Here is a 20,540-nt window from a genome sequence, read left to right on the forward strand (position 1 = left end):
GCTTTTTCAAAACCTCGCCATGGCGGGGTTTTTTATTACCTTCTTGCTGAATCGTTAAATCATTAATGGGTATTTCTCACAGTTTTTATGCAAGATACATTTATAAATTCAGAAAATTAGCGATCTAATTCGCAACAAATTCGTTAAAACTTCGTATATTCGCCCACAGTGAGACATATCACATTTCTTTTTCGCCAAAACATTAGATTTGCTTACGAAAGAAAATAATCGTTTCAGCAAAAAGGGATAAATATGAAAACAAAACTGGCTTTAACGCTCCTTGCGGTACTGGTTTCTGGTCATGCCTCGGCAAAAACCTGGGTGCTGACCAGCGCTGAAAGCAGTGTGGAAAAAGGAAACTGGAAGATTTCCAGCGATGAGCTGAAAATTAACGACAGGACGTTCAGCATTGAGCAAAAAGTGCTGCACGGCGGAAAGCAGGAAGGCAGTAAAGTTATCGTCATTAGCAGCAAAAACGGCCTGACAATCACCTTAAGCCCGTCGCGCGGGATGAACCTTCTGCAAGTGGAAGGGTTTGGCACCAGGCTGGGGTGGAATTCGCCTGTTAAAGAGGTCGTCAACCCGGCATATATCAATCTTGAAAGTCGAAACGGACTCGGCTGGCTGGAAGGTTTCAACGAGATGATGGTCCGCTGTGGCTACGAATGGACGGGGCACCCGGTTACCGCTGACGGCCAGATGTATACCCTGCACGGCAAGGCGGGGAATACGCCGGCATCCCAGGTAGAGGTGGACGTTGCAGATGCCGCCCCGCATGAAATTCGTATTCGCGGACTCATCAAAGAGAGCACGTTCAAAAAAGCGGATCTGCAAACCATGACCGAACTGCGTTACGTTCCAGGAACCAACCAGTTCAGCCTGCATGACGTTCTGACAAACCATGCCGATTACCCTCATGATTACCAAATCATCTATCACAGCAACTTTGGCACGCCAATCCTCGAAGAAGGCGCGCGCTTCCTTGCCCCGGCGGCAAGCGTAAGCCCGTTTAACGACTACGCGAAAGCAGGCGTTAACGACTGGCAAACCTATGCGGGGCCGACAAAAGGCTTTGATGAGATGGTCTTTAACATCAAACCGCTCGCGGACACCAACCACGAAACTCTCGCGGCGGTGGTGAACAAAGCCGGTGATAAAGGCGCGTCAATTCAGTTTGATACCCGCCAGCTGCCCGTGCTGACCTTGTGGAAAAACACCGATACACCAAAACAGGGGTATGTGACGGGGATTGAGCCAGGCACCAGCTATGCCTACCCCGTCACGATTGAACGTGAGCAAAAGCGCGTTAAACAGCTTCAGCCCGGTGCCAGCGCTCAGTTTGATCTGACCTATACCCTGCTTCACAGTCCGCAGCAGGTAAAAGAGGTGGAAAGCAGGATTGCGGCCATTCAGGGAGAGGCCAAAACCGAGATTGTTACCACGCCGCTGGCAAAGGAATAAGCGTAAAAAAAGCCTCTTTACAGAGGCTTTTTGTTATTCATCACCCTTCTTCTGATTCAGACCATATTCACGCAGCTTGTTCGCAATCGCCGTATGCGAGACGCCAAGGCGTTTTGCCAGTTTGCGCGTACTTGGGTAGTTGCGATAAAGCTGCGTCAGCACTGAACGTTCGAAGCGGCTGGTGATCTCATCCAGCGAGCCTTCCATCGCCTCTTCGCCGACCGATACCGTTCCCGCGTCGTAATCCGGCAACAGAATGTCCTGCGGACGCAGTTCATAGCCTTCCAGCTGCGTCAGCGCACGATAAACGGCGTTTTTAAGCTGACGAATGTTGCCCGGCCAGCCGTAGCGCATCAGAACCGTGCCGAGATCCGCTGAGAGCTTCGGACGTGGAACGCCCTGCTCGTCGGCAAAGCGGGCCACAAACAGCTCTGTTAACGGCATGATATCCTGCGGGCAGTCGCGCAGCGGTGGAATATTCAGCGTCAGGACGTTGAGACGGTAGTAGAGATCTTCGCGGAAAATCCCCTTTTGCACCAGCTCCACCAGGTTTTTCTGGGTGGCGCAAATGACGCGCACGTCCACATGCACTTCGTGATCTTCACCGACGCGGCGGAAGGTGCCGTCGTTCAGGAAACGCAGCAGTTTGGCCTGCATACGCGGCGACATTTCGCCGATCTCGTCCAGCAGTACGGAGCCGCCGTTGGCCTGCTCGAAGAACCCTTTTTTACCCTCCGGCGCGTGCCCAAACAGCTCGCTTTCGACGGCATCTTCCGGAATAGAGGCGCAGTTAAGCGCCAGATACGGTTTTGCCGCACGCGGGCTTGCCAGATGCACAGCGTGGGCCAGCAAATCTTTCCCGGTGCCGGTACCGCCGGTTATCAGCAGCGGCGCGGTCAGACTGGCGAGCTTGCGCGCCTGGTCAACCACGTGGCGCATTTTCGGGCTGACGGCAATAATCTGGCTGAATGCGCCAACGTCCTGGCTGGAGAGGTTTTGCAGCTGGCGCCCCATACGTAACGTCGAGCGCAGCATGATCACCGAACCTGTCAGTACACGGGTATTTCCTTCCCCTTTCAGATAGACCGGGGTGATCTCCATCAGGAAATTTTGTCCGTTTATCACCACATGCTCGCTGTGCGTGTTCTGTGGGTTGCTGTCCAGCCAGCGCTGGAAATTAAAACCCGGGATCAGCTGCGCGGCGTGGTGGTTGCTGAGCTTCTCCTGACTCTGCGCGAAAAGCTGACAGCTCGCGTGGTTGACGCGCTCAACTTTGCTTTTCAGATCAAGGGAGAGGAATGGCTCAGGCATCGCTTCCAGCAGTGCGCTCAGGGCCAGATGCTCACGCTCGGATGGCATCCAGGGAATGGTGCGTACATCCGTAACGCCAGCGATACGGCGGATTTCCGCCATCAGGCTGCTGAAGGTATTAAATTCAATTTCGGCAAAATTGAGGTAAATTCGCCCGACAGGATCGATCTCAATGCCACGTAAATCAATGCTACGTAAAACAAGAAGATCGAGTAACTCGCGGGTCAGACCGAGACGGTCTTCACAGAAGACTTCAAGACGCATGGGAAATTCACCGTTTTAAGCCAATAACGTTAAAATGATATGTCAGATCACGGTGAACCGGAAGATGGCTGTCAACAAATATTGACAGCCAGCACGATTAGTGAACAAAACCTCACGGAGCCGGTTTTTTATTGAGCGTCTCTTTGAGCTGGCCGATCAATTCACGCCTGAAATCGCCCAGCCTCGGCTTATCGCCATCAATCCAGGGGAGCGGACGGCACACTTCCATCGCTTTGATACCCAAACGCGCCGTCAATAATCCCGCGCCGATACCCTGCGCCGCGCGGGCGGAGAGACGCGCCGCCAGATCCTGCGACATCCAGTCCATCCCCACTTCGCGCACCAGCTCACTCGCACCGGCAAACGCAATATTGAGCAGGACCAGTTTGAACAGTCTGATCCGGCTGTAGTAACCCAGCTCTATGCCGTAAAGGTTCGCGATACGGTTGATGAGGCGCAGGTTACGCCAGGCGATAAAGGCCATATCCACCAGCGCCAGCGGGCTGACGGCAATCATCAGCGTGGATTCCGCCGCCGAGCGGCTAATCTCACGCCGCGCCTGGGCATCCAGCACCGGCTGAACCATATGGGAATAGAGCGTGACCACCTCCCGGTCATTCTGGGTTTCATGGATAGCGGCATACCAGCGCTGAAGCGCCGGATGCGACTGATCGATACCCGCCTGGCTGGCCAGCTTTTCACAGAAGGCGCGGCCTTTTCCTGTGCCATGGCTGTGGAGCAGATCCCGTGCTTCATCACGTTCATGCGCGCGCTGCCGCAAACGCCACAGGCGGCGCCACTCGGTGGCAACCGACCCGACGCCCGCCCCCACGATCAGCGCCCCGGCGGCACATCCACCCAGCGCCACCCAGTCCTGGGTTTGCCAGGCATTCATCGTCCACTGCACGCCCTGCCCAACCACGCTTACGCCAAACAGCGCCAGACCAGCGGTGACCATCCTGCGCCACAGGCTGCGTTTTGGGCGCAGGGCGGCCTCCACGACCGCCTCCGCCGGACCTTCCTCAACGGCGGGATCGTCCGGCAGCGCCGGGGCAAAATTATCTGCCTGCGCGCCGCTGAACGTCTGCGCCGTTTTAAACGCATCCTGATGCTCTTGCTCCAGCGTACCGGTAAAGTCGATGCGCGGTTTTAATGGTTCCGTCATCGCAATTTATCTCCTATCAAAAACTCCAGCGCCGCATCCAGACGGATGTGCGGTAATGGCCTGTCGACGCTCATGGCCTGCGGGCGGAAGGCTTCAAACTGGAAGCCCTGATTCTGCCAGAAGGCCTGCCCCGGCAGCCGCGCGGGCACTTCGCCCGGATACACGGTAAGCGGTTCGCCGTCGCTGAGCCGGTTCCCGCGTAATGCCGGTATTTTCTCGCCGTTAAGGTCAATCAGCCCGCTTTGCGTCGCCTGCACCGAGGCGAGCCCAAGGCAATCCATACTGATGCCTTCAAACGCGGCGTTTTGCCAGGCATCCTGCACCAGCTGCTGCAGCAGAGAAACCATGTTGGCGTGCTGATCGACCGTAACGTGATCGGCTTTTGTGGCTGCAAACAGCAGCTTGTCGATCACCGGCGAAAACAGACGGCGAAACAGTGTTCGCTGTCCGTAATGGAAACTCTGCATCAGCTGCGTCAGCGCGAGGCGCATATCATTAAATGCCTGCGGCCCGCTGTTAAGCGGCTGCAGGCAATCCACCAGCACAATCTGGCGGTCGAAACGCAAAAAGTGGTTTTTATAAAAGCCTTTGACCACCTTTTCGCAGTAGTAATTGTAACGCTCGCGCAGCATGCCAGCGTTCGTGTGCTTGTCGGCCTGCGCCAGCTTCGACTCGCCTGCGCCGTCCACATCCGGCCACGGGAAGAACTGCAGCGCGGGCGCGCCCGCTAAATCCCCCGGCAGGACAAAACGGCCCGGCTGGATGAAGTGCAGGCCTTCCTGCTTACACTGATGCAGATAGTCCGTCCAGGCTTCGGCAATGGCCGCCAGACGGTTTTCATCCGCAGGTGCCAGCGGATCCAGCCCTTCGCACAGCTGTCGCCATTTGGCTGACCACTCGGCGCGCGGCCCCAGCAACAGCCCCGTCATCTGCCGGGACCAACTGAGGTAATCCTGCGCCAGCATCGGCAGGTCGAGCAGCCATTCGCCGGGGTAATCGACGATTTCCAGGTACAGGGTGGAGGTATCCTTAAAGTGGCGCATCAGGGATTCATTTGAGCGAAAACGCAGCGCAAGGCGAATTTCACTGACGCCACGCGTCGGCGTCGGCCACGCGGGCGGATCGCCGTAAAGCTGCGCCAGTCCTTCGTCGTAGGTAAAACGGGGAATGCCAAAATCACGCTGAGGTACGCGCTTAACGCCCAGCAGACGCTCTTCCCGTACCGCGCTGAGCAACGGCAGCCGCGCGCCGGCATGCAGATTCAGCAGCTGGTTTACCATCGCGGTAATGAACGCCGTCTTGCCGCTTCGGCTCAGCCCAGTTACCGCCAGACGCAGATGTCGGTCAACGCCGCGGTTCACCAGTGAATTGAGTTCGTTCTTAAGTCGCTTCATCGCCATCCTTCGTTGCCCGGAAGCCTGGAATGCATGGCTTCAGAATACAATAAATGGGGGCAGATCGTTGATTATCAATTCTTATTTATTGCTATTGCCGTTTTCTCTCCAGTAAGATGAACGGCATTGCAGTCAGTCCGGAGTGAGTAAGGTGTATGTCACCCACCATCTATGATATCGCACGGGTTGCGGGCGTATCGAAATCAACCGTTTCCCGCGTTCTGAATAAACAAACGAATATTTCTCCTGAAGCGCGTGACAAAGTGCTGAAGGCAATAGACGAATTAAATTATCAGCCCAACAAACTGGCTCGCGCCCTGACCTCTTCTGGCTTCGACGCCATTATGGTTATTTCGACCCGTTCGACCAAAACCACTGCTGGTAACCCTTTTTTCTCCGATGTCCTTCATGCCATTACGGCAAAAGCGGAAGAAGAAGGGTTTGACGTTATTTTGCAAACTTCAAAAAGCAGTGAAGACGATCTGCTGAAATGTGTAAGTAAAATAAAGCAGAAGATGATCAAAGGGATCATCATGCTGAGTTCCCCGGCAAACGAATCTTTTTTCACTACGCTGGATGAATACGGCGTGCCCGTGGTCGTTATCGGGAAAGTGGAAGGTGAATATCAGAATATATATTCCGTCGATACGGACAATTTCCAGGATAGCGCCATATTGACAGAGTCGTTTATTAAACATGGACGCACTAAAATTGCCTGTCTGCATGCCCCGCTCGATTATCACGTTTCTATCGATCGCCTTGCGGGCTATAAATCCAGCCTTGAAAAACAGGGCATCGCCATTAATCCGGAATGGGTTATTGATGGCGGATATACCCATGAAAGCGCGCTCCAGGCGGCCTGCAAATTACTTTCGTCTGATAACCCGCCCGATGCCGTTTTTGCCACTGACAGCATGAAATTGTTGGGCCTTTATCGAGCAGCGGATGAGTTAAATCTGAAGGTTCCCGAACAGGTTGCCATGGCAGGATACAGCGATCCGATGCTGTCTCTCGTTTTAACCCCTGCGCCAGGCGGGTTTGATATCCCGACGAGAAAGCTGGGTGAAGAGAGCTGCAACGTGTTGTTTAAGCGTATTGCGGGTAACCCTGCGCCGCATAAGGTATTGGTTGAAACGCATTTTTCGGATGCGGCTGCATTACGCTAAAAACCAGGGGCAAACGCCCCTGGTAAATCATGTTCAGAACGCGTAATTCACGCCAACACCCGCATAGTGGAAGCGATCGCTCTCACCTTCATCGTGGTTTTCCCATTCATAGGCATATTCCAGCGTCATGGATAATCCGTTGTTAAAATCATAGGCGTACAGCATACCCAGACGGTTGAAATCATGTCCTTCACGTTCAGGATCGTCCTGCCAGTCCCAGTTTGACCAGCGATCGAGTCCCAGACGGGTATAAGGCGTTAACGTCGTCTGACCCAATGAAATTGGCAGATAGGCGCGAATTTCCTGGGTAGAAAACTCGCCGTTATTACGTGAGCTGTCCATATTGAAACCGCGCTCTAAATAGTAATTCACTTTCGCAGAGACGGTTTCGTTGATGGTCCAGGTAAAACCGGTTTCGGTCTCAACGCGGCTGTCAGAATAGCCGGTTTTTTCCAGATCGTTGGCAAACTGATACATGGCAAACCAGCCGCCAAAGCGCCAGTCGTCGGTTAATTTAATATCCCAGTCAGGCTGAACTTTGTAGCGCTGCATATTGGCACTGCCGTCTTTAGCGCCGTGCTCATCTTTAAAGTGATAACCATAATTACGGAAGCCACCGGTCAGACCGAACGTAAAATCATCGGTGCCGATAAAGCGATAGCGTAATTCAAATTCCGGGCGATCAAAATAGGTGCCACGCGTCATGCTGCTGTAATCAACTGGCCCCTCCTGATACATCGCCAGAGAGATCGTCCATGCATCCCACGTCGCATTAAACCACACGGAAGGTTCATACAATCCATCTTTATCGTCGCCCTGACCCTCGACGTTTTCAATTTCGTACATGGCACCAATATTAAACGCCCACTGCTTTGCGGTTTCTGTTGCTTGCGCGCAGCTAACCCCTGCGCACAGAACGAGCGCAGCACTTCTTAGTAGAGTACTCATTAAATATTCCCTTTATAATTAACAAACAAAAAAACCGGAAATTTGCATTTCCGGCAAACACCTTTCTTATCTAATAGCCGCTTCGGAATCAGCGTCGAAGAAATGGCACTTATTCATATCGAACTGAATGCCGATATTATCTCCGGCTGCGTAGTCATTTGCCGCGCCCGCGCGGACAACCAGTTCATGTCCACCCACGGCGGCATAGAGCATAAATTCGGCTCCGGTCAGCTCAGCGACGCTGACTTTTGCCGTAATCTCCTCCCCGCTGCTCTGCAGGGTGACAATGTCTTCCGGGCGGATGCCGAAGACGACCGCTTTGCGCTGGTAACCCTGCGCATTCAATACGGCGAGCTTGTCCTCAGGGATCTCCAGACGCAGCGTTTCCGTCACGAAATAGCGGTCGTCGATAGCGCCACGAATAAAGTTCATCGCTGGTGAGCCGATGAAACCTGCGACAAACATATTTGCAGGCTCGTTGTACACCTGCTTCGGTGCCCCCACCTGCTGAATAATGCCGTCTTTCAGGATCACGATGCGGGTCGCCATCGTCATGGCTTCCGTCTGGTCGTGCGTGACATAAATCATGGTGGTATTAAGCTTCTGGTGCAGCTTGCTGATTTCAGCGCGCATCTGAACGCGAAGCTTGGCATCGAGGTTGGATAACGGCTCATCCATCAGGAAGACGCCCGCTTCACGCACGATCGCCCTGCCGAGCGCCACGCGCTGGCGCTGGCCGCCGGACAACGCGCCAGGCTTACGCTGCAGGTATTCGCGTAATCCCAAAATCTGCGCCGCCCAGTTAACGCGCTCTTCAATCACCGCAGGCGCTATTTTTTGCATTTTCAGGCCAAACGCCATGTTGTCGTAAACCGTCATATGCGGATAAAGCGCATAGTTCTGGAATACCATTGCGATATCGCGCGATTTGGCAGGCACGTCATTCATGCAAACGCCGTCGATAATCAGTTCACCCGCGCTGATCTCCTCAAGACCGGCAATCATTCGCAGCGTCGTGGATTTACCACAGCCCGATGGACCGACGAAGACAATAAATTCTTTGTCTTCAATTTCGAGGTTGAAATCCTTAACCACGTGGACCTGGTTATCATAGATTTTCTGAATATGTTTCAGAGACAGTTGAGCCATAATTTATTCCTTATCAATACGCCCGGGACGCCCAGAACGCTGTCAGGCATGTCCAGGTCAGTTCCCGCGTTGAATGAAGTTGTAATCCCGCATGGTTAAGGCCAGGCCCAATCCCTACTGACAGCATCCCCGCGGCGTTGATTGCATCAACGCCCGCGGCGGCATCTTCAATACCGATGGCCTCTTCAGGACGCACGTTCAGCCCTGCACAGGCGGCGAGGAAGATCTCCGGGTCTGGCTTGGAGCGGCGAATGCGGGAAGCATCGGCGCAAAAATCGAACGCCTGATGGATCCCCAGCGCGTGCAGGATCCCCGGAGCATTGAGCGAGACGGAGGCCAGCCCAATTTTGACCTTCGCGGCGCGGATCTCCGCCAGCACGTCGCGGATCCCTGGAAGCAGCGAATCCTGCGTCAGTGATGCCAGCGACTGGACATAAAGCGCGTTTTTTTTCGTCGCAAGCGCGAGGCACTCCGCCTCGCTAAACATCCCCTCTTTTCCGCCATGCTTCAGAATGCGCAGGAGAGAATCCATGCGGCTTATTCCCTTCAGCTGTTCGTTAAAGACTTCATCGAAGGTGATGCCAATTTCTTCCGCCACGGCGCGCCACGCCAGAAAATGAAGATGTGCGGTATCGGTGATCACACCGTCCAGATCGAATACAACAGCGTTAAGCGTCATGGCACCCCTCCGTGGTAGCGGTCCCATTAACAGGTGCAAGAAAGTCCTTATAAGCGCAGACCTTCCGCCCCGTGATAGTTAGCGTTTGACCCCACAGCGTCAGCGTGACAGGTGCGGAGGATTCGATGGTTAACACCTCGTTTTCACAGGTGAAGTGCATGGTTACGTTCCGCCACCGCAACGGGAAGGCGAGCTTCTGCCAGTGCGCAGGCAGCTTCGGCGCAAGATGCAATTCCCCTTCAATAATTTGCAGGCCAGCAAATCCCTGAATGGCACCAGACCAGATCGCGCCGGTGGCCGCAGCGTGGATACCCTCATCGCTGCTGTGCGGATCGTCGCCCAAATCAATGCCGATGCCGTCACGCCAGAAGGCATAAGCCCCTTCGGTGTCGCCGCAACGCGCGAGCACAATCCCGTGAATGGCTTTGCTCAGCGACGAGTCATGGATGGTACGCGGTTCATAGAACGCCAGATTGGCAGCGCATTGCTGCGGCGTAAACCGTTCCGGCAGCAGGTAGTTCAGCATCACCACATCGGCCTGCTTAAGGATCTGCATTTCGTTCACTTCCGCGCGGGAGTAATCGAGCAGTATGGTTTGCTTACCCGCTTTGGCTTTATAGCGGCTCAGATCGATAGCAGGTTTTGCCATAAAGGTATCATCCTGCGGGATCACACCGTCCGCGTCGGCCTCTGGCAGCCACAGGCGCGCCAGGAACCGTGCGGCATTCTCTTTAAAACGCGCATCCTCACGTCCAAACATCGCCATAAATTGGGTCGCGCAGGCAACGTTGTGCCAGGCCAGATAGTTGGTATAGGCGTTGTTGTTTACATGCTCGGTGTATTCGTCCGGCCCGATCACGTCATGGATTTCCAGACGACCGTTGACTTCCGTTGCGCGTCCCATCCAGAACGCGGCGGTTTCCATCAGCAGCGTCAGGCCTTCGTTACGCATAAAAGCATCGTCGCGTGTCGCCTGCCAGTAAGTGACGACGGCCCAGGCAATATCTGCCACGATGTGGTGTTCAGCGAGCGCGGAGGCCACCTTCTGGCGTACCCCGGTACGGATGTTAATCGCCGCGAATTCTGGCGTCTCTTCCTCTCCGCTTGCGGCACTTTCCCACGGGAACAACGCGCCAGGCCAGCCGTTCCGACGGGCTTTTTCCCGTGCGCCTGAGAGATTAAGCCAGCGATAGCGCAGCAGGCTGCGGGCAATCTGCGGGCGGGTGAACAGATGGAAAGGCAGCAGGAAAATTTCGGTATCCCAGAATACGTGGCCTTTATACCCCTCTCCCGTCAGCCCCTTCGCAGCGATACTGCTGCGCTCGTCATGGGCTGGCGTCATTGCGGTCAGATGCCAGACGGCGTAATCCAGCGCCATTTGATCCTGATGCTCTGCTGAAGCCACCTCCACCCGGGCGTGACGCCAGACCGCGTTCCAGGCATACGCTGAGCTCTCAAGCAGCGCGTCGTAGCCTCTTGCGGCAGAGACTTTGAGATCGGCCAGCGCGTTGCGCGCGAAAGACTCCTGTGACAGCGCTTTATCACTGCGATGCGTCAGCCAGACGATTTTCTCAAGCGTGACAGTGTCACCCTGAGCGATCGCCAGAGAATGGTGAACGCTGAGACGGCGATTTTTGGCGGTGAAACAGCTGTCGCTCTTCGCTGAGAGCTGACAAAACGCCGAAACAACAACCTCAGATGCCCGGTCCTGGGTTTCATACACGCCCTGCATGTAGTGCTGGTCAAAGACCCTGACCGAGATCTCATCCAGATGCTGTCTGCCGCTGTTCGTTTGTGTTGCGTCGATGCCGGTTTTCAGCACCGCCTGCGTGGCGCCATCAAGGGGCGTGATCGAGAGCTGCATAGCCACTAAGGGCAACTGGTCCAGCGAAACGAAACGACGACTCTCCAGCCGGTAGCGTTTTCCGTCCGGTGAACGCCAGACAACGTTACGGTGCAGTTCGCCGTTGGCAAAAGCCAGCTCGCGCTGCCACTCAAGAATGTCGCCTGACAGGAGCGTGAAATTGACGCCGTCCAGCTCAACATCCATCCCGGTGACATCCGGCAGATTGACCAGCTCTGTGGTTTCGTTGCGTCCCGCGCGATGATACAGCCCCGCGAGATACATGCCTCTGGTCTGCTGGGTGTACTCTTCTTCATGCGCGGCGCGAATACCCATGTAGCCATTGCCGCATGCCATGATGGAGGCGTATTTATTCAGGCTGTGTGGACAAAAGCCCGGATCGGTTAATACAGAGACGTTCAGCATAGTGTCACGCTTTCCCCTGTTTCTGCGGATTCATAAAGCGCGCCAACAAGCTGCTGAATAACCAGTCCCTGTTCCGCATCAGCGATCATCACGGGCTCTCCCAGCACGTGACGCACGAAGGCATCCATACTGCGCAGATGACGCTGATCGTCAGCCTCTTCACGCTGGGTCAGGGTTTCTAAAACACCGGCTTCGTCGTTATAGATGTGCGCCGGGAACAGCGTTGCACCCGCTTTTTCTCCGCAGAAAGAGACGTTCATGATCGACTGCTCGCGGATGTTGAGCGCAAAGGAAGTGTCAAGACGCAAAATGCCGCCGTTGCAGAATTCAATCGTGCCAAACAGGGCATCTTCCACGGTAAACTGCGTGGGATCCCACTCGCCAAACTGACCGGTGCTTTTACGGTTTCCCAGCTTCTGGAAGCTGTGCGCGGTCACCCGTTTTACCGCAGGGAAACCCAGGACATACATTGCGGCGTCTAGCATATGGATGCCGATATCAATCAGCGGTCCACCGCCCTGTAGCGATTTGTTGGTAAAAACGCCCCACCCCGGCACACCACAGCGACGCAGCGCCTGCGCAGACGTGAAGTAAATTTCTCCGAGCGTTCCGTTCATTACCGCATCGCGCAGGAGCTGGGTGTCCAGGGCAAAGCGGTGGTGAAAATCATACGCCAGGACTTTTCCAGCCTTGCGCGCCGCAATGCGCATCTCATCAGCCTGCTGCGGCGTCATCGCCGGGGGCTTTTCGCACATCACATGGCATCCCGCCTCGAGCGCCGCCATCACATGTTCAAAATGGAACCGGTTAGGCGAACAGACGCTCACCACATCCGGTTTTACTGCCTGCAACATCTCGTGAGCGTCCTGCCATGCCGATGGAATAGCATAACGTTCCGCGAACGCCTGTGCCTGCTCAAGGCGGCTGTCCATGACAGCCACCATTTGAACATCACTGCGCGTGGCGTAATACGAGGCATGCACTTTGTCCGCAACCTGCCCGGCGCCAATAATGGCGACGCGCAGAGGCGAAGGTGTAGAAGCACTCATCACGCTCGTCATCCTTAGCATTCACGCAAATAAGTGAGGGAGTCCTGATAAGCCTGAGCCGGATCCTCGGCGCGAACGCGGCACTCATACACGACATAACCCTGATAGCTATCGGCACGCAGCTGATCGAACAGGCTGGCAAAATCAAGGCTGCCGCTGCCCGGCTGGTAGCGGTGGTTATCCGCGATGTGCACATGGCCCAGCAGATCGCGGTTCTGATGCAGCGCATCCGTCAGCGAGTCTTCTTCGATGTTCATATGATAGAAATCACCGATGATCTGCACGTGCTTCAAGCCGTTCTCTTCGATATAACGACGCGCGTCAGCCAGGGTGTTGATCATATGATCCTGATAGCGGTTCAGCGGCTCCAGGTAGACGGTGGTGCCGGTGCGCGCGGCCGCGTCATCCAGCCAGCGAAGGGAGGCGCTTACGGCTTTGCGGTCACCGTCCAGGCTGCGTGGAGAGGTCATTGGCGGCAGACGGAAAGTAAACATCCCCCATGCGGCAGGCACGATAATGCCCTTTCCGCCCACTTCGGCCAGCGCTTCCAGAATGCGTTCGATCTGCTGTAACCCGTTCAGACGGCGCTCTTCGATGAAATCACCGATCCAGCCATCGTATCCGCCGCACGCGGTTGTTACCGGCAGGCCAGTGGCCTTGATAGCGGCTTTTACTTCATCGAGGTTTTCCACCAGCAGGCGGCCATCAATTTCGTAGCCATCAAAGCCCATCGCTTTGATGTACTCGAATTTTTCCATGATGTTGGTCGGGAAAAAGGCCTGGTTTTGTGTTGCGATCTTCATGATTTGCTGTCCTTAGCTTAAAAAGTGACGCCCATTTTGATACTGAGTTCCGGGTGCTGATCGACATACGTCATATAGCTTTCCGGGCTGGTGGCGAAGGTCACGACCGGGTCGATCAGATCTTCACAGTTCAGATAACCGTTCATCAGCAATTCCCAGCAGGTCTCTTCGATACGCTTGCGGCTCCAGCGCGGGTAGTCCGGGTTGGGTTCGCTGCAGGCGCGGGAGAAGACAATCTTCGCGTTGTTGAAATGCGCTTCGCGGCCAAGGTTGAAGCCCGCCGCAAACGGTTTGGCAAAAGCCACGTAGGAGATGGTTCCGCCGTAGGCGAGCCCGCGCAGAGCAGACTGCAGCGCATCGGCAAAACCGCTGGTTTCGATGATCACGTCCGCGCCCTGCTTGCCGGTCAGCTTCTTAATTTCCAGGCCAACGTCGGTACCGATTGGGTTCAGGCAGTGATCGGCACCGTGACGGCGCGCGATCTCGCAGCGGTGTTCAATAGGATCGACGCCGATTACGACTGACGCTCCGGCTTTTTTCGCCAGTTGGATGGCAATCTGACCAATCGCGCCCAGACCCACAACCACAACGAAATCCCCTACGCGAACGTTGGCATCACGCACGCCGCTCATGGCGAATTGCGCCGGATCGTAGCAAACGGCGTTTTTCCAGGACGCGCCCTGCGGCATTTTGCGCAGCTTATAGTTATTAACCGCGTTAACGATCACCGTCTCCTGCAGCGGACCGTAGCAGCAGACGCTGTCGCCGACCTGGTATTCCGTCACGTCTGCGCCACATTCAACAATGTCGCCAACGATCATGTTGCCCAGCTGGAATTTACCGAATTCGATACCGCGCGCTGCGCCCTCTTCACGCGGGGTGAACATCTGCCACTCCGTGTTGAACTCTTCATCAATAAACGGGCTTGCCGCGCGGAAATCCACGACTTCGGTGCCGTGCTTCGGTGCGCCAAAGCGGGCGCGAATTTTCACTTCATGTGCTTCAACAGCACGATCTTCATATTCCACCAGCGCCGCTACGCGTGGCGCTGTCGCAACTAACTTCTTCATAACTTGCTCCTGATAAAAAATTGGCCGCCTTAGCCCTTGACGCCACCGGCGGTCAAACCACTTTTAATAAAACGTTCAGAGAGTGCGTACATGATGACCACCGGAAGCGCCGTCACCAGTGATGCCGCCATCATGCGACCCCAGATATAATCTGGCGTGCTAAAGAGCGTGTTCAGCCCGACCGGCAAGGTAAAGTTGCTGGCACTGGACAGGAAAATGGAGGCAAACAGGTAGTCGTTCCACGCCACCATGAAGCAGTAAACAAACACCGACACGAGACCGGAAATCGCCAGCGGCACGGTAATACGGAAGATGATTTGCAGACGGTTCAGACCATCCATCATCGCCGCCTCTTCTATTTCGTCCGGAATGGTGTCGAAATAGCTGCGCAGCATGAATACCGCCGTCGGCAGCGTCTGGGTCACCATGGTGATGATCAGCGCCATTTCGGTGTCATAAATGCCGAGCGCGGTGATGATTTTGAACAGCGGTACCACCAGCAAAATCCCGGAGAACATATAGACGGTATAGAAGCTCGCGTTGATCGTCGTGCGTCCTTTAAAACGCAGTTTGGACAACGCATAAGCGCCCAGCGTACCGAGAAACACCGCAATGACCGACGACGTCAGCGACACCACCATGCTGTTGCGGAAGTAGTCCACAAACGGGAAGATCAGCGGGTTAAAGATGTCGACGTAATGCTGAAACGTCCATGCCTGCGGCAGAATCGTCGGGTTCAGCGATATCGCCTCTTTCGCGCTTTTGAACGACGTCATCAGCATCACGAAGAACGGGAACAGCGTGATAATCAGAAATACCGCCAGCCCGAGATAAAAACCAATACGGCCCAGCATGCGTTTATTTGTTGCCATTGAGGTTTACCCTTTTTCTGGTCAGCAGGATCACAGCAAAGATGATCACGAACAGCACCACAGAGATTGCCGCCGCTTTGCCCAAATCGTTGAAAGCAAACGCGGTTTTGTAGAGATAGACGCCCAAAATATCGACCTTGGTGGTCAGCAGGTAGACATCCGCAAACATGTAGAACATCCAGATGGTTCGCAGCGTCACCACCGTTGCCAGCACCGGCATGACGGCAGGCAACGTGACGATACGAAAACGCTGCCAGGCGTTGGCTCCGTCCATCTCTGCCGCTTCGTACAACGATTTATCAATGGTCTGTAAAATCGCCAGGAATGAGATAAAGGCATACGGGAAGTAGCGCCAGATGGCGAACAGCACCACCAGCACAAAACTGCTGCCAGGGTTGTCGAACCACAGCGGTGCCTGGTCATAAAGATGCAGCAGATCGACGCCCAGATAGTTCACAATCCCGTAGCCGTTGTTGAACATGTATTTCCAGGCAAACACCAGGGAAATAGACGGCGTTACATAGGATAAAATCACCAGCGAACGCGCCGTTTTCCGCAGACGGAACTCACGGTTAAAGAAGATGGCGACGGCAAGCCCCAGCCCGGTACTGCCGAGCACGACCAGCGCCGTATACCAGAACGTCATCCACAGCGAGTGCCAGAACGCAGCATCCCCAAGAATGCGGATGTAGTTATCCAGGCCGACGAACACCGCATCAATACGCGGGTTAAGCGGCAGACGTAAGAAACTGATTTCAATATTGGAAATCATTGGCCAGGCCACCAGGCCCCCCAGCAAAATCAGGCTGGGGGCCAACAGCAGCATGGCGAAAGGCATATCTGAACGACCAGAAAACAACGTCTTCATAATTTCCTTCCGCAGAGCGCTCCTATCGTTGTGAAATCAGGTCAGTCAGTCGCTTCTGGCTATTGCTAAGCGTGGCGCTGAGATCTTGTTTACCCACCGTGACGTTATGCACCATGGAGCTGATAATGCCGGACCCTGTTACATCGCCCATGCGCGTGAAGTTTTTATCCCCTACCGCACCAAATACCTGCACGTTCGGGAACTGGGCGATCAGCTCGTAAGGCAGCTGGCCAAACGCTTTAATCACGTCGTTGTTTTTCCAGGTATCCGTACCCACCACCAGCTTGTTCACCGGCAGCGCCGCGCCTGGCGACATCATGACCCAGTCGGTTGCGTTTTGAGCTTGCTCCATCCAGGTGACAAACTTTTCAGCCGCCTGAGTTTCATCGTCAGTTTGACCGGTGGTGATCGTCAGGGAGGTAACCATGCCGTAAACGGCAGAGGATTTTTCTGTCGGAACGACAAAGCCAAGGTTGGCTGGGTTCCCGTCCTGGAATACCGCTGGCAGGATGTAGGTGGAATAGACGGCCATCGGTGCAGAACCGTTCATGAAGGCATCTTTGATCTCCATGACGTCGTTCGAGCCCGGCATGGTGGTCGCGGCCAGCGCTTTATAGAGCGTCAGCGCTTTCGCCATTTCAGGGGTATCAATTTCAACGTTCCCGTTGGCGTCAAAAACGTTCGCGCCGCCGGACAGCGCAAACTGGGAGAATGCCTGCTCGGTCATCACGCTTTCTGCGGTAGGTAGCGCAATACCGTAATGTTTATTGGCCGGGTCGCTCAGTTTCTGACTGGCGTTAAGCAGTTGTTCCCAGTTATGCGGTTCCTCAATGCCCGCAGCGGCAAGCACATCTTTGTGATACCAGACGCCGGACAGCCAGGCACTCATTGGTACTCCCGTCCAGGCGGTGCCGTCTTCTGTGCGCACCACGCGCAGGATCCCGTCATAGAAGGTATTTTCGCCTACCGCTTTAATGACCTCGCCGATTGCGTTGCGATCCAGCAGTTGCTCTTTGTCCATGACTTTCGCGTAATCATGGCTGATTTCAATCACCTCAGGCAGCGCGCCCGTCCTGGCGAGCGTAATCACTTTGGTGTTGTAGGCATCCTCTTCTACCGGCACCTGCTTCACGGTGATGCCAGGGTTCTCTTTCTCGAATTTTTCGATCAGTTTCGTAATAACTGCCTGACGCTCCTGCTCTACCGATGAGTGCATAAACTCGATGGTGACAGTAGAAGGTTTGTCATCCTTACAGCCTGATAACAGGGCGCACGAAACCAGTGCTGATAACAGCACAATTTTGGGCATTTTCATTTCAGGGTCCTTTTTAGTTTTCTTTAATCCACATAACCTGCCATGGATTGAGGGTCAGTTCCTTACCGCTAACAGCTTGTCCTGATAGCAATTCCGTACCGTTTAGCGTTTCTTCATTAACGGTATGAACGTTATTACTAAAATTAAACAGCGCTGTAATTCTCTCGCCATTTTCCGCCACGCGAATAATTTTAAGAATTTGTTCATCCAGGGATTCAAATAATGCCTGACTATCAGGATGGAATGCACGTTCCCCGCGACGGACCGCAACAAGCTCGCTTAAGCGAGAATAAATTTTATGACGAATACTATTCGTAGTATTGAGTTCCTGGTCAACCTGACCGGCAGTGTATTTCTTCCGGTTTATTGCGCGGTTATATCCAAGACGCTCGACGCCTTCGTAATCGTTACGGGAACCAAGAATGCTTTGAATATAAATAGCTGGAACACCAGGAAAACTTAACAGTACGGCATGCGCCAGAATAAATCGCGCAATGCGTTCATCATCCGAACTGTTTTGCGAACTTAACGCGTCCAGATAGGTCACGTTAATTTCGTAAGGGCTGCGCGTTCCGTCAGGGTTATTTTTCCAGTTGACCAGCGCACCTTCCTGCTGAAGTTTTTCGACCAGTGAAAGGATTTCTGATTCCGGAAGAATGCCGCGTAGCGGATTCAGACCGATACCGTCGTGAGAGGCCAGGAAGTTGAACCAGGTCGTTTTTGTCGAAGGCAGCGCCAGCGACCCTGCCCACTGGCAGAGGGCGTTGACATCCTGACGGTGAACAGCATGCAGCACCAGCGGCGGTAAGGAGAACTGATAGACCATCTGGGCTTCGTTTTCACCGTCACCGAAGTAGGAGATATTGTCTTTGTGCGGGACATTCGTCTCGGTAATGATCACCGTTCCCGGCGCCACGAGTTCAGTAATCGCGCGGAAAAGCTGAATAAGGCAATGCGTCTGTTCCAGATGGATGCAGCTTGTTCCTGGGATTTTCCACATAAACCCGACGGCATCCAGACGGATATAACGCGCCCCTTCCGCAAGGTAATGAAGCAGGACGTCAACCATCGCAATCAGCACCTGAGGTGAGGCGAAGTTGAGATCGATCTGATCATCACTGAAGGTGGTCCACAGATGACGTACGCTGCCGTCATGCAGTGTAAAAGGCGTCAGCAGTGGTAATGCGCGAGGACGCGTTACTGCCGATAAATCAGTTTCAGGATCGACTGAAATAAAGAAATCTTCGTAGCCCGGTTTCTGCGCCAGATAATTAGCAAACCATTCACTTTTTGCTGACATATGGTTGCACACAAAATCAAACATTAAGCTGGCAGACTGTTTTAATTCAGCCACATCTCGCCAGGTTCCGGTTTCGGGCGCAACAGCGTGGTAATCAATAACGGAAAAGCCGTCATCAGATGACCACGGATAAAAAGGCAAAAGGTGGACATGGGAAAACGTACGCGCAAGCCACTCATTATAAAAACGGGTAAATACCGGCAGGGCTTTCTCCCCTTTCGCGGAGAACTGATCGGCATAGGTGATCAGGACAACATCTTTTTCATCCCATCCTGTTTTACGTTTTTCTGTAATATCAACGGCGGCTTGTTCGAGCTTTGTTAATAATACTTTAAAATGTGCTTCAGAAAATGATTCACCGTAAATATGATTGATAAGATTTTTAATTTTTGCGTTCACATTATTTTCCATGGTAGCGGTCCCACGACGGGCAATCTACTCTCCTGAAAAATATCTGTCAACGGAACGGGAGGCTGAAAAAGACAATTGCAAAGCAGCTCTGTGCAGTAATGTGAGCTGCCGCAAAAAAAGTGAGGTAACAGGCGAAAAAACGGGAATGGCCGTTAGCCCCTCTCAGGAGGAGAAAGGGCTAACGCGAGCGAGATTTACCGGGATAAATAGCGGCGTGACAGCCGTTTCGCCGCTTTCTGCAGCAGAGGTTCGAGCGCCACGGCCAGCAACATTCTGATCGGTTTGCGGGCAACAGATTTGATCGCCCAACCCGCCACACCTGCCGGGCCGTAACGTAACGCCGTCATCAGAACCAGTTTACCTGCGATTTTCAGGCCGGGTTTTACCTTCTGACCGGCCTGTTGCCAGTTTTGTTTCATGTATTTTCTCTCTTAAAGCTGACGAAAACGACTTCTCAGCGTAAAGGTATCGGAGGTGACATAACGCTCCATCTCACGTAACCGCTTCTCCCCGGCAGCCAGCTGATCGTCCACCGCATTGAGAAGATCGTTACTGGTAGGGGCGCTTTCTGCGGCCAGCTCACCTTCCGGCATTGGGTCAAGGACAAACGACAGCACGATGTAGGCGACGAAGGTGATAAACGCCAGACCGAAGAATATCGACAGCACAGTGACCACACGCACCAGTTTTACCGGAACGTCAAGATAATGGGCCAGCCCGGCACAGACACCACGCACCATGCCCTGCTGCGGAATTCGCCACAATTTTTTGTTCAGATTCAGTCCCGACATTAACGGTCCCTCCAGTTTGGATGTTCTGCATCCAGGATTGCTTCCAGCGCCTGAATGCGGTCGCGCATCTTGTTTGCCTGTTCGGTAAGCTGGGCCAGACGTTGTTGTTCACTCTGGGATAAATCGTTCCCTGAAGAACGGTTGCTGTAGTGAAGCCATAGCCAAATCGGCAAAACAAACAGCACGAAAATCGTCAGGGGAATGGCCAGAAAAAGCGCGCTCATGTGTACTCCTTGTCTTAGGATGCTTAGCGGC

At 54.1% G+C, this 20,540-nt stretch carries 19 protein-coding genes; 2 read left to right on the top strand and 17 right to left on the bottom strand.

The window, feature by feature from the left end; all coding sequences use genetic code 11:
* Positions 1 to 252: 252 nt before the first annotated feature.
* Positions 253 to 1,461 (top strand): aldose 1-epimerase family protein, encoded by a 1,209-nt coding sequence (locus D5066_RS09315; protein ID WP_119915767.1) that lies wholly within the window; start codon positions 253 to 255, stop codon positions 1,459 to 1,461.
* A 33-nt stretch (positions 1,462 to 1,494) separates the two neighbouring features.
* Here the strand turns inward: D5066_RS09315 and tyrR are convergent, their stop codons facing one another.
* From tyrR to D5066_RS09330, 3 genes are all read right to left on the bottom strand, one after another.
* Positions 1,495 to 3,036 (bottom strand): transcriptional regulator TyrR, encoded by a 1,542-nt coding sequence (gene tyrR / locus D5066_RS09320; protein WP_119915768.1) that lies wholly within the window; start codon positions 3,034 to 3,036, stop codon positions 1,495 to 1,497.
* Between the two features lie 112 nt (positions 3,037 to 3,148).
* A complete protein-coding gene (locus D5066_RS09325) occupies positions 3,149 to 4,201 on the bottom strand; it encodes a YcjF family protein (RefSeq protein ID WP_119915769.1) in 1,053 nt (350 codons plus the stop codon).
* On the bottom strand, positions 4,198 to 5,595 hold the full coding sequence (locus D5066_RS09330; protein WP_119915770.1) for a YcjX family GTP-binding protein: 1,398 nt from the start codon (positions 5,593 to 5,595) through the stop codon (positions 4,198 to 4,200). Before D5066_RS09330 ends, D5066_RS09325 begins: the two co-directional genes overlap by 4 nt.
* Positions 5,596 to 5,750: 155 nt before the next feature.
* Here D5066_RS09330 and D5066_RS09335 point away from each other — a divergent pair, with 155 nt between their 5' ends.
* Positions 5,751 to 6,761, top strand: a complete 1,011-nt coding sequence (locus tag D5066_RS09335) for a LacI family DNA-binding transcriptional regulator (protein ID WP_080329282.1) — start codon at positions 5,751 to 5,753, stop codon at positions 6,759 to 6,761.
* 33 nt (positions 6,762 to 6,794) lie between these two features.
* Here D5066_RS09335 and D5066_RS09340 read toward each other — a convergent pair whose 3' ends face one another.
* The 14 genes from D5066_RS09340 to pspB all read right to left on the bottom strand — a co-directional run bounded on the left by D5066_RS09340 (position 6,795) and on the right by pspB (position 20,509).
* Positions 6,795 to 7,709: an OmpG family monomeric porin gene (locus tag D5066_RS09340; protein WP_119915771.1), complete on the bottom strand. Its 915-nt coding sequence runs from the start codon at positions 7,707 to 7,709 to the stop codon at positions 6,795 to 6,797.
* 66 nt (positions 7,710 to 7,775) lie between these two features.
* Complete coding sequence (locus tag D5066_RS09345) at positions 7,776 to 8,858, bottom strand: ABC transporter ATP-binding protein (protein ID WP_119915772.1); 1,083 nt, start codon at positions 8,856 to 8,858, stop codon at positions 7,776 to 7,778.
* A 13-nt stretch (positions 8,859 to 8,871) separates the two neighbouring features.
* Positions 8,872 to 9,537, bottom strand: a complete 666-nt coding sequence (gene pgmB, locus D5066_RS09350) for a beta-phosphoglucomutase (RefSeq protein ID WP_080329285.1) — start codon at positions 9,535 to 9,537, stop codon at positions 8,872 to 8,874.
* Positions 9,527 to 11,806, bottom strand: a complete 2,280-nt coding sequence (locus D5066_RS09355; protein ID WP_119915773.1) for a glycoside hydrolase family 65 protein — start codon at positions 11,804 to 11,806, stop codon at positions 9,527 to 9,529. The genes pgmB and D5066_RS09355 overlap by 11 nt, the downstream gene beginning before the upstream one ends.
* The gene (gene ycjS / locus D5066_RS09360) at positions 11,800 to 12,858 is read right to left on the bottom strand and encodes a D-glucoside 3-dehydrogenase (RefSeq protein WP_119915808.1); all 1,059 of its coding nucleotides are present in this window, start codon (positions 12,856 to 12,858) and stop codon (positions 11,800 to 11,802) included. Before ycjS ends, D5066_RS09355 begins: the two co-directional genes overlap by 7 nt.
* An 11-nt stretch (positions 12,859 to 12,869) precedes the next feature.
* Positions 12,870 to 13,658 carry a 3-dehydro-D-guloside 4-epimerase gene (ycjR, locus tag D5066_RS09365; protein WP_119915774.1) on the bottom strand — a complete coding sequence of 263 codons (789 nt, stop codon included), beginning with the start codon at positions 13,656 to 13,658 and terminating at the stop codon, positions 12,870 to 12,872.
* A gap of 17 nt (positions 13,659 to 13,675) precedes the next feature.
* A complete protein-coding gene (ycjQ, locus tag D5066_RS09370) occupies positions 13,676 to 14,728 on the bottom strand; it encodes a D-guloside 3-dehydrogenase (protein WP_119915775.1) in 1,053 nt (350 codons plus the stop codon).
* A gap of 29 nt (positions 14,729 to 14,757) precedes the next feature.
* The gene (locus D5066_RS09375) at positions 14,758 to 15,600 is read right to left on the bottom strand and encodes a carbohydrate ABC transporter permease (RefSeq protein WP_119915776.1); all 843 of its coding nucleotides are present in this window, start codon (positions 15,598 to 15,600) and stop codon (positions 14,758 to 14,760) included.
* On the bottom strand, positions 15,587 to 16,468 hold the full coding sequence (locus D5066_RS09380; protein ID WP_119915777.1) for a carbohydrate ABC transporter permease: 882 nt from the start codon (positions 16,466 to 16,468) through the stop codon (positions 15,587 to 15,589). Before D5066_RS09380 ends, D5066_RS09375 begins: the two co-directional genes overlap by 14 nt.
* Positions 16,469 to 16,490: 22 nt before the next feature.
* A complete protein-coding gene (locus D5066_RS09385; protein WP_119915778.1) occupies positions 16,491 to 17,783 on the bottom strand; it encodes an ABC transporter substrate-binding protein in 1,293 nt (430 codons plus the stop codon).
* 13 nt (positions 17,784 to 17,796) lie between these two features.
* Positions 17,797 to 19,494 carry a sugar phosphorylase gene (locus D5066_RS09390; RefSeq protein WP_119915779.1) on the bottom strand — a complete coding sequence of 566 codons (1,698 nt, stop codon included), beginning with the start codon at positions 19,492 to 19,494 and terminating at the stop codon, positions 17,797 to 17,799.
* Between the two features lie 194 nt (positions 19,495 to 19,688).
* A complete protein-coding gene (gene pspD, locus D5066_RS09395; RefSeq protein ID WP_080329292.1) occupies positions 19,689 to 19,913 on the bottom strand; it encodes a phage shock protein PspD in 225 nt (74 codons plus the stop codon).
* A gap of 12 nt (positions 19,914 to 19,925) precedes the next feature.
* A complete protein-coding gene (pspC, locus tag D5066_RS09400; protein WP_061098018.1) occupies positions 19,926 to 20,285 on the bottom strand; it encodes an envelope stress response membrane protein PspC in 360 nt (119 codons plus the stop codon).
* Positions 20,285 to 20,509: an envelope stress response membrane protein PspB gene (pspB, locus tag D5066_RS09405; RefSeq protein WP_080329293.1), complete on the bottom strand. Its 225-nt coding sequence runs from the start codon at positions 20,507 to 20,509 to the stop codon at positions 20,285 to 20,287. Before pspB ends, pspC begins: the two co-directional genes overlap by 1 nt.
* Between the last annotated feature and the right edge of the window lie 31 nt (positions 20,510 to 20,540).

Source organism: Enterobacter chuandaensis (genome assembly GCF_003594915.1).
Classification (GTDB): Bacteria; Pseudomonadota; Gammaproteobacteria; order Enterobacterales; family Enterobacteriaceae; genus Enterobacter; species Enterobacter chuandaensis.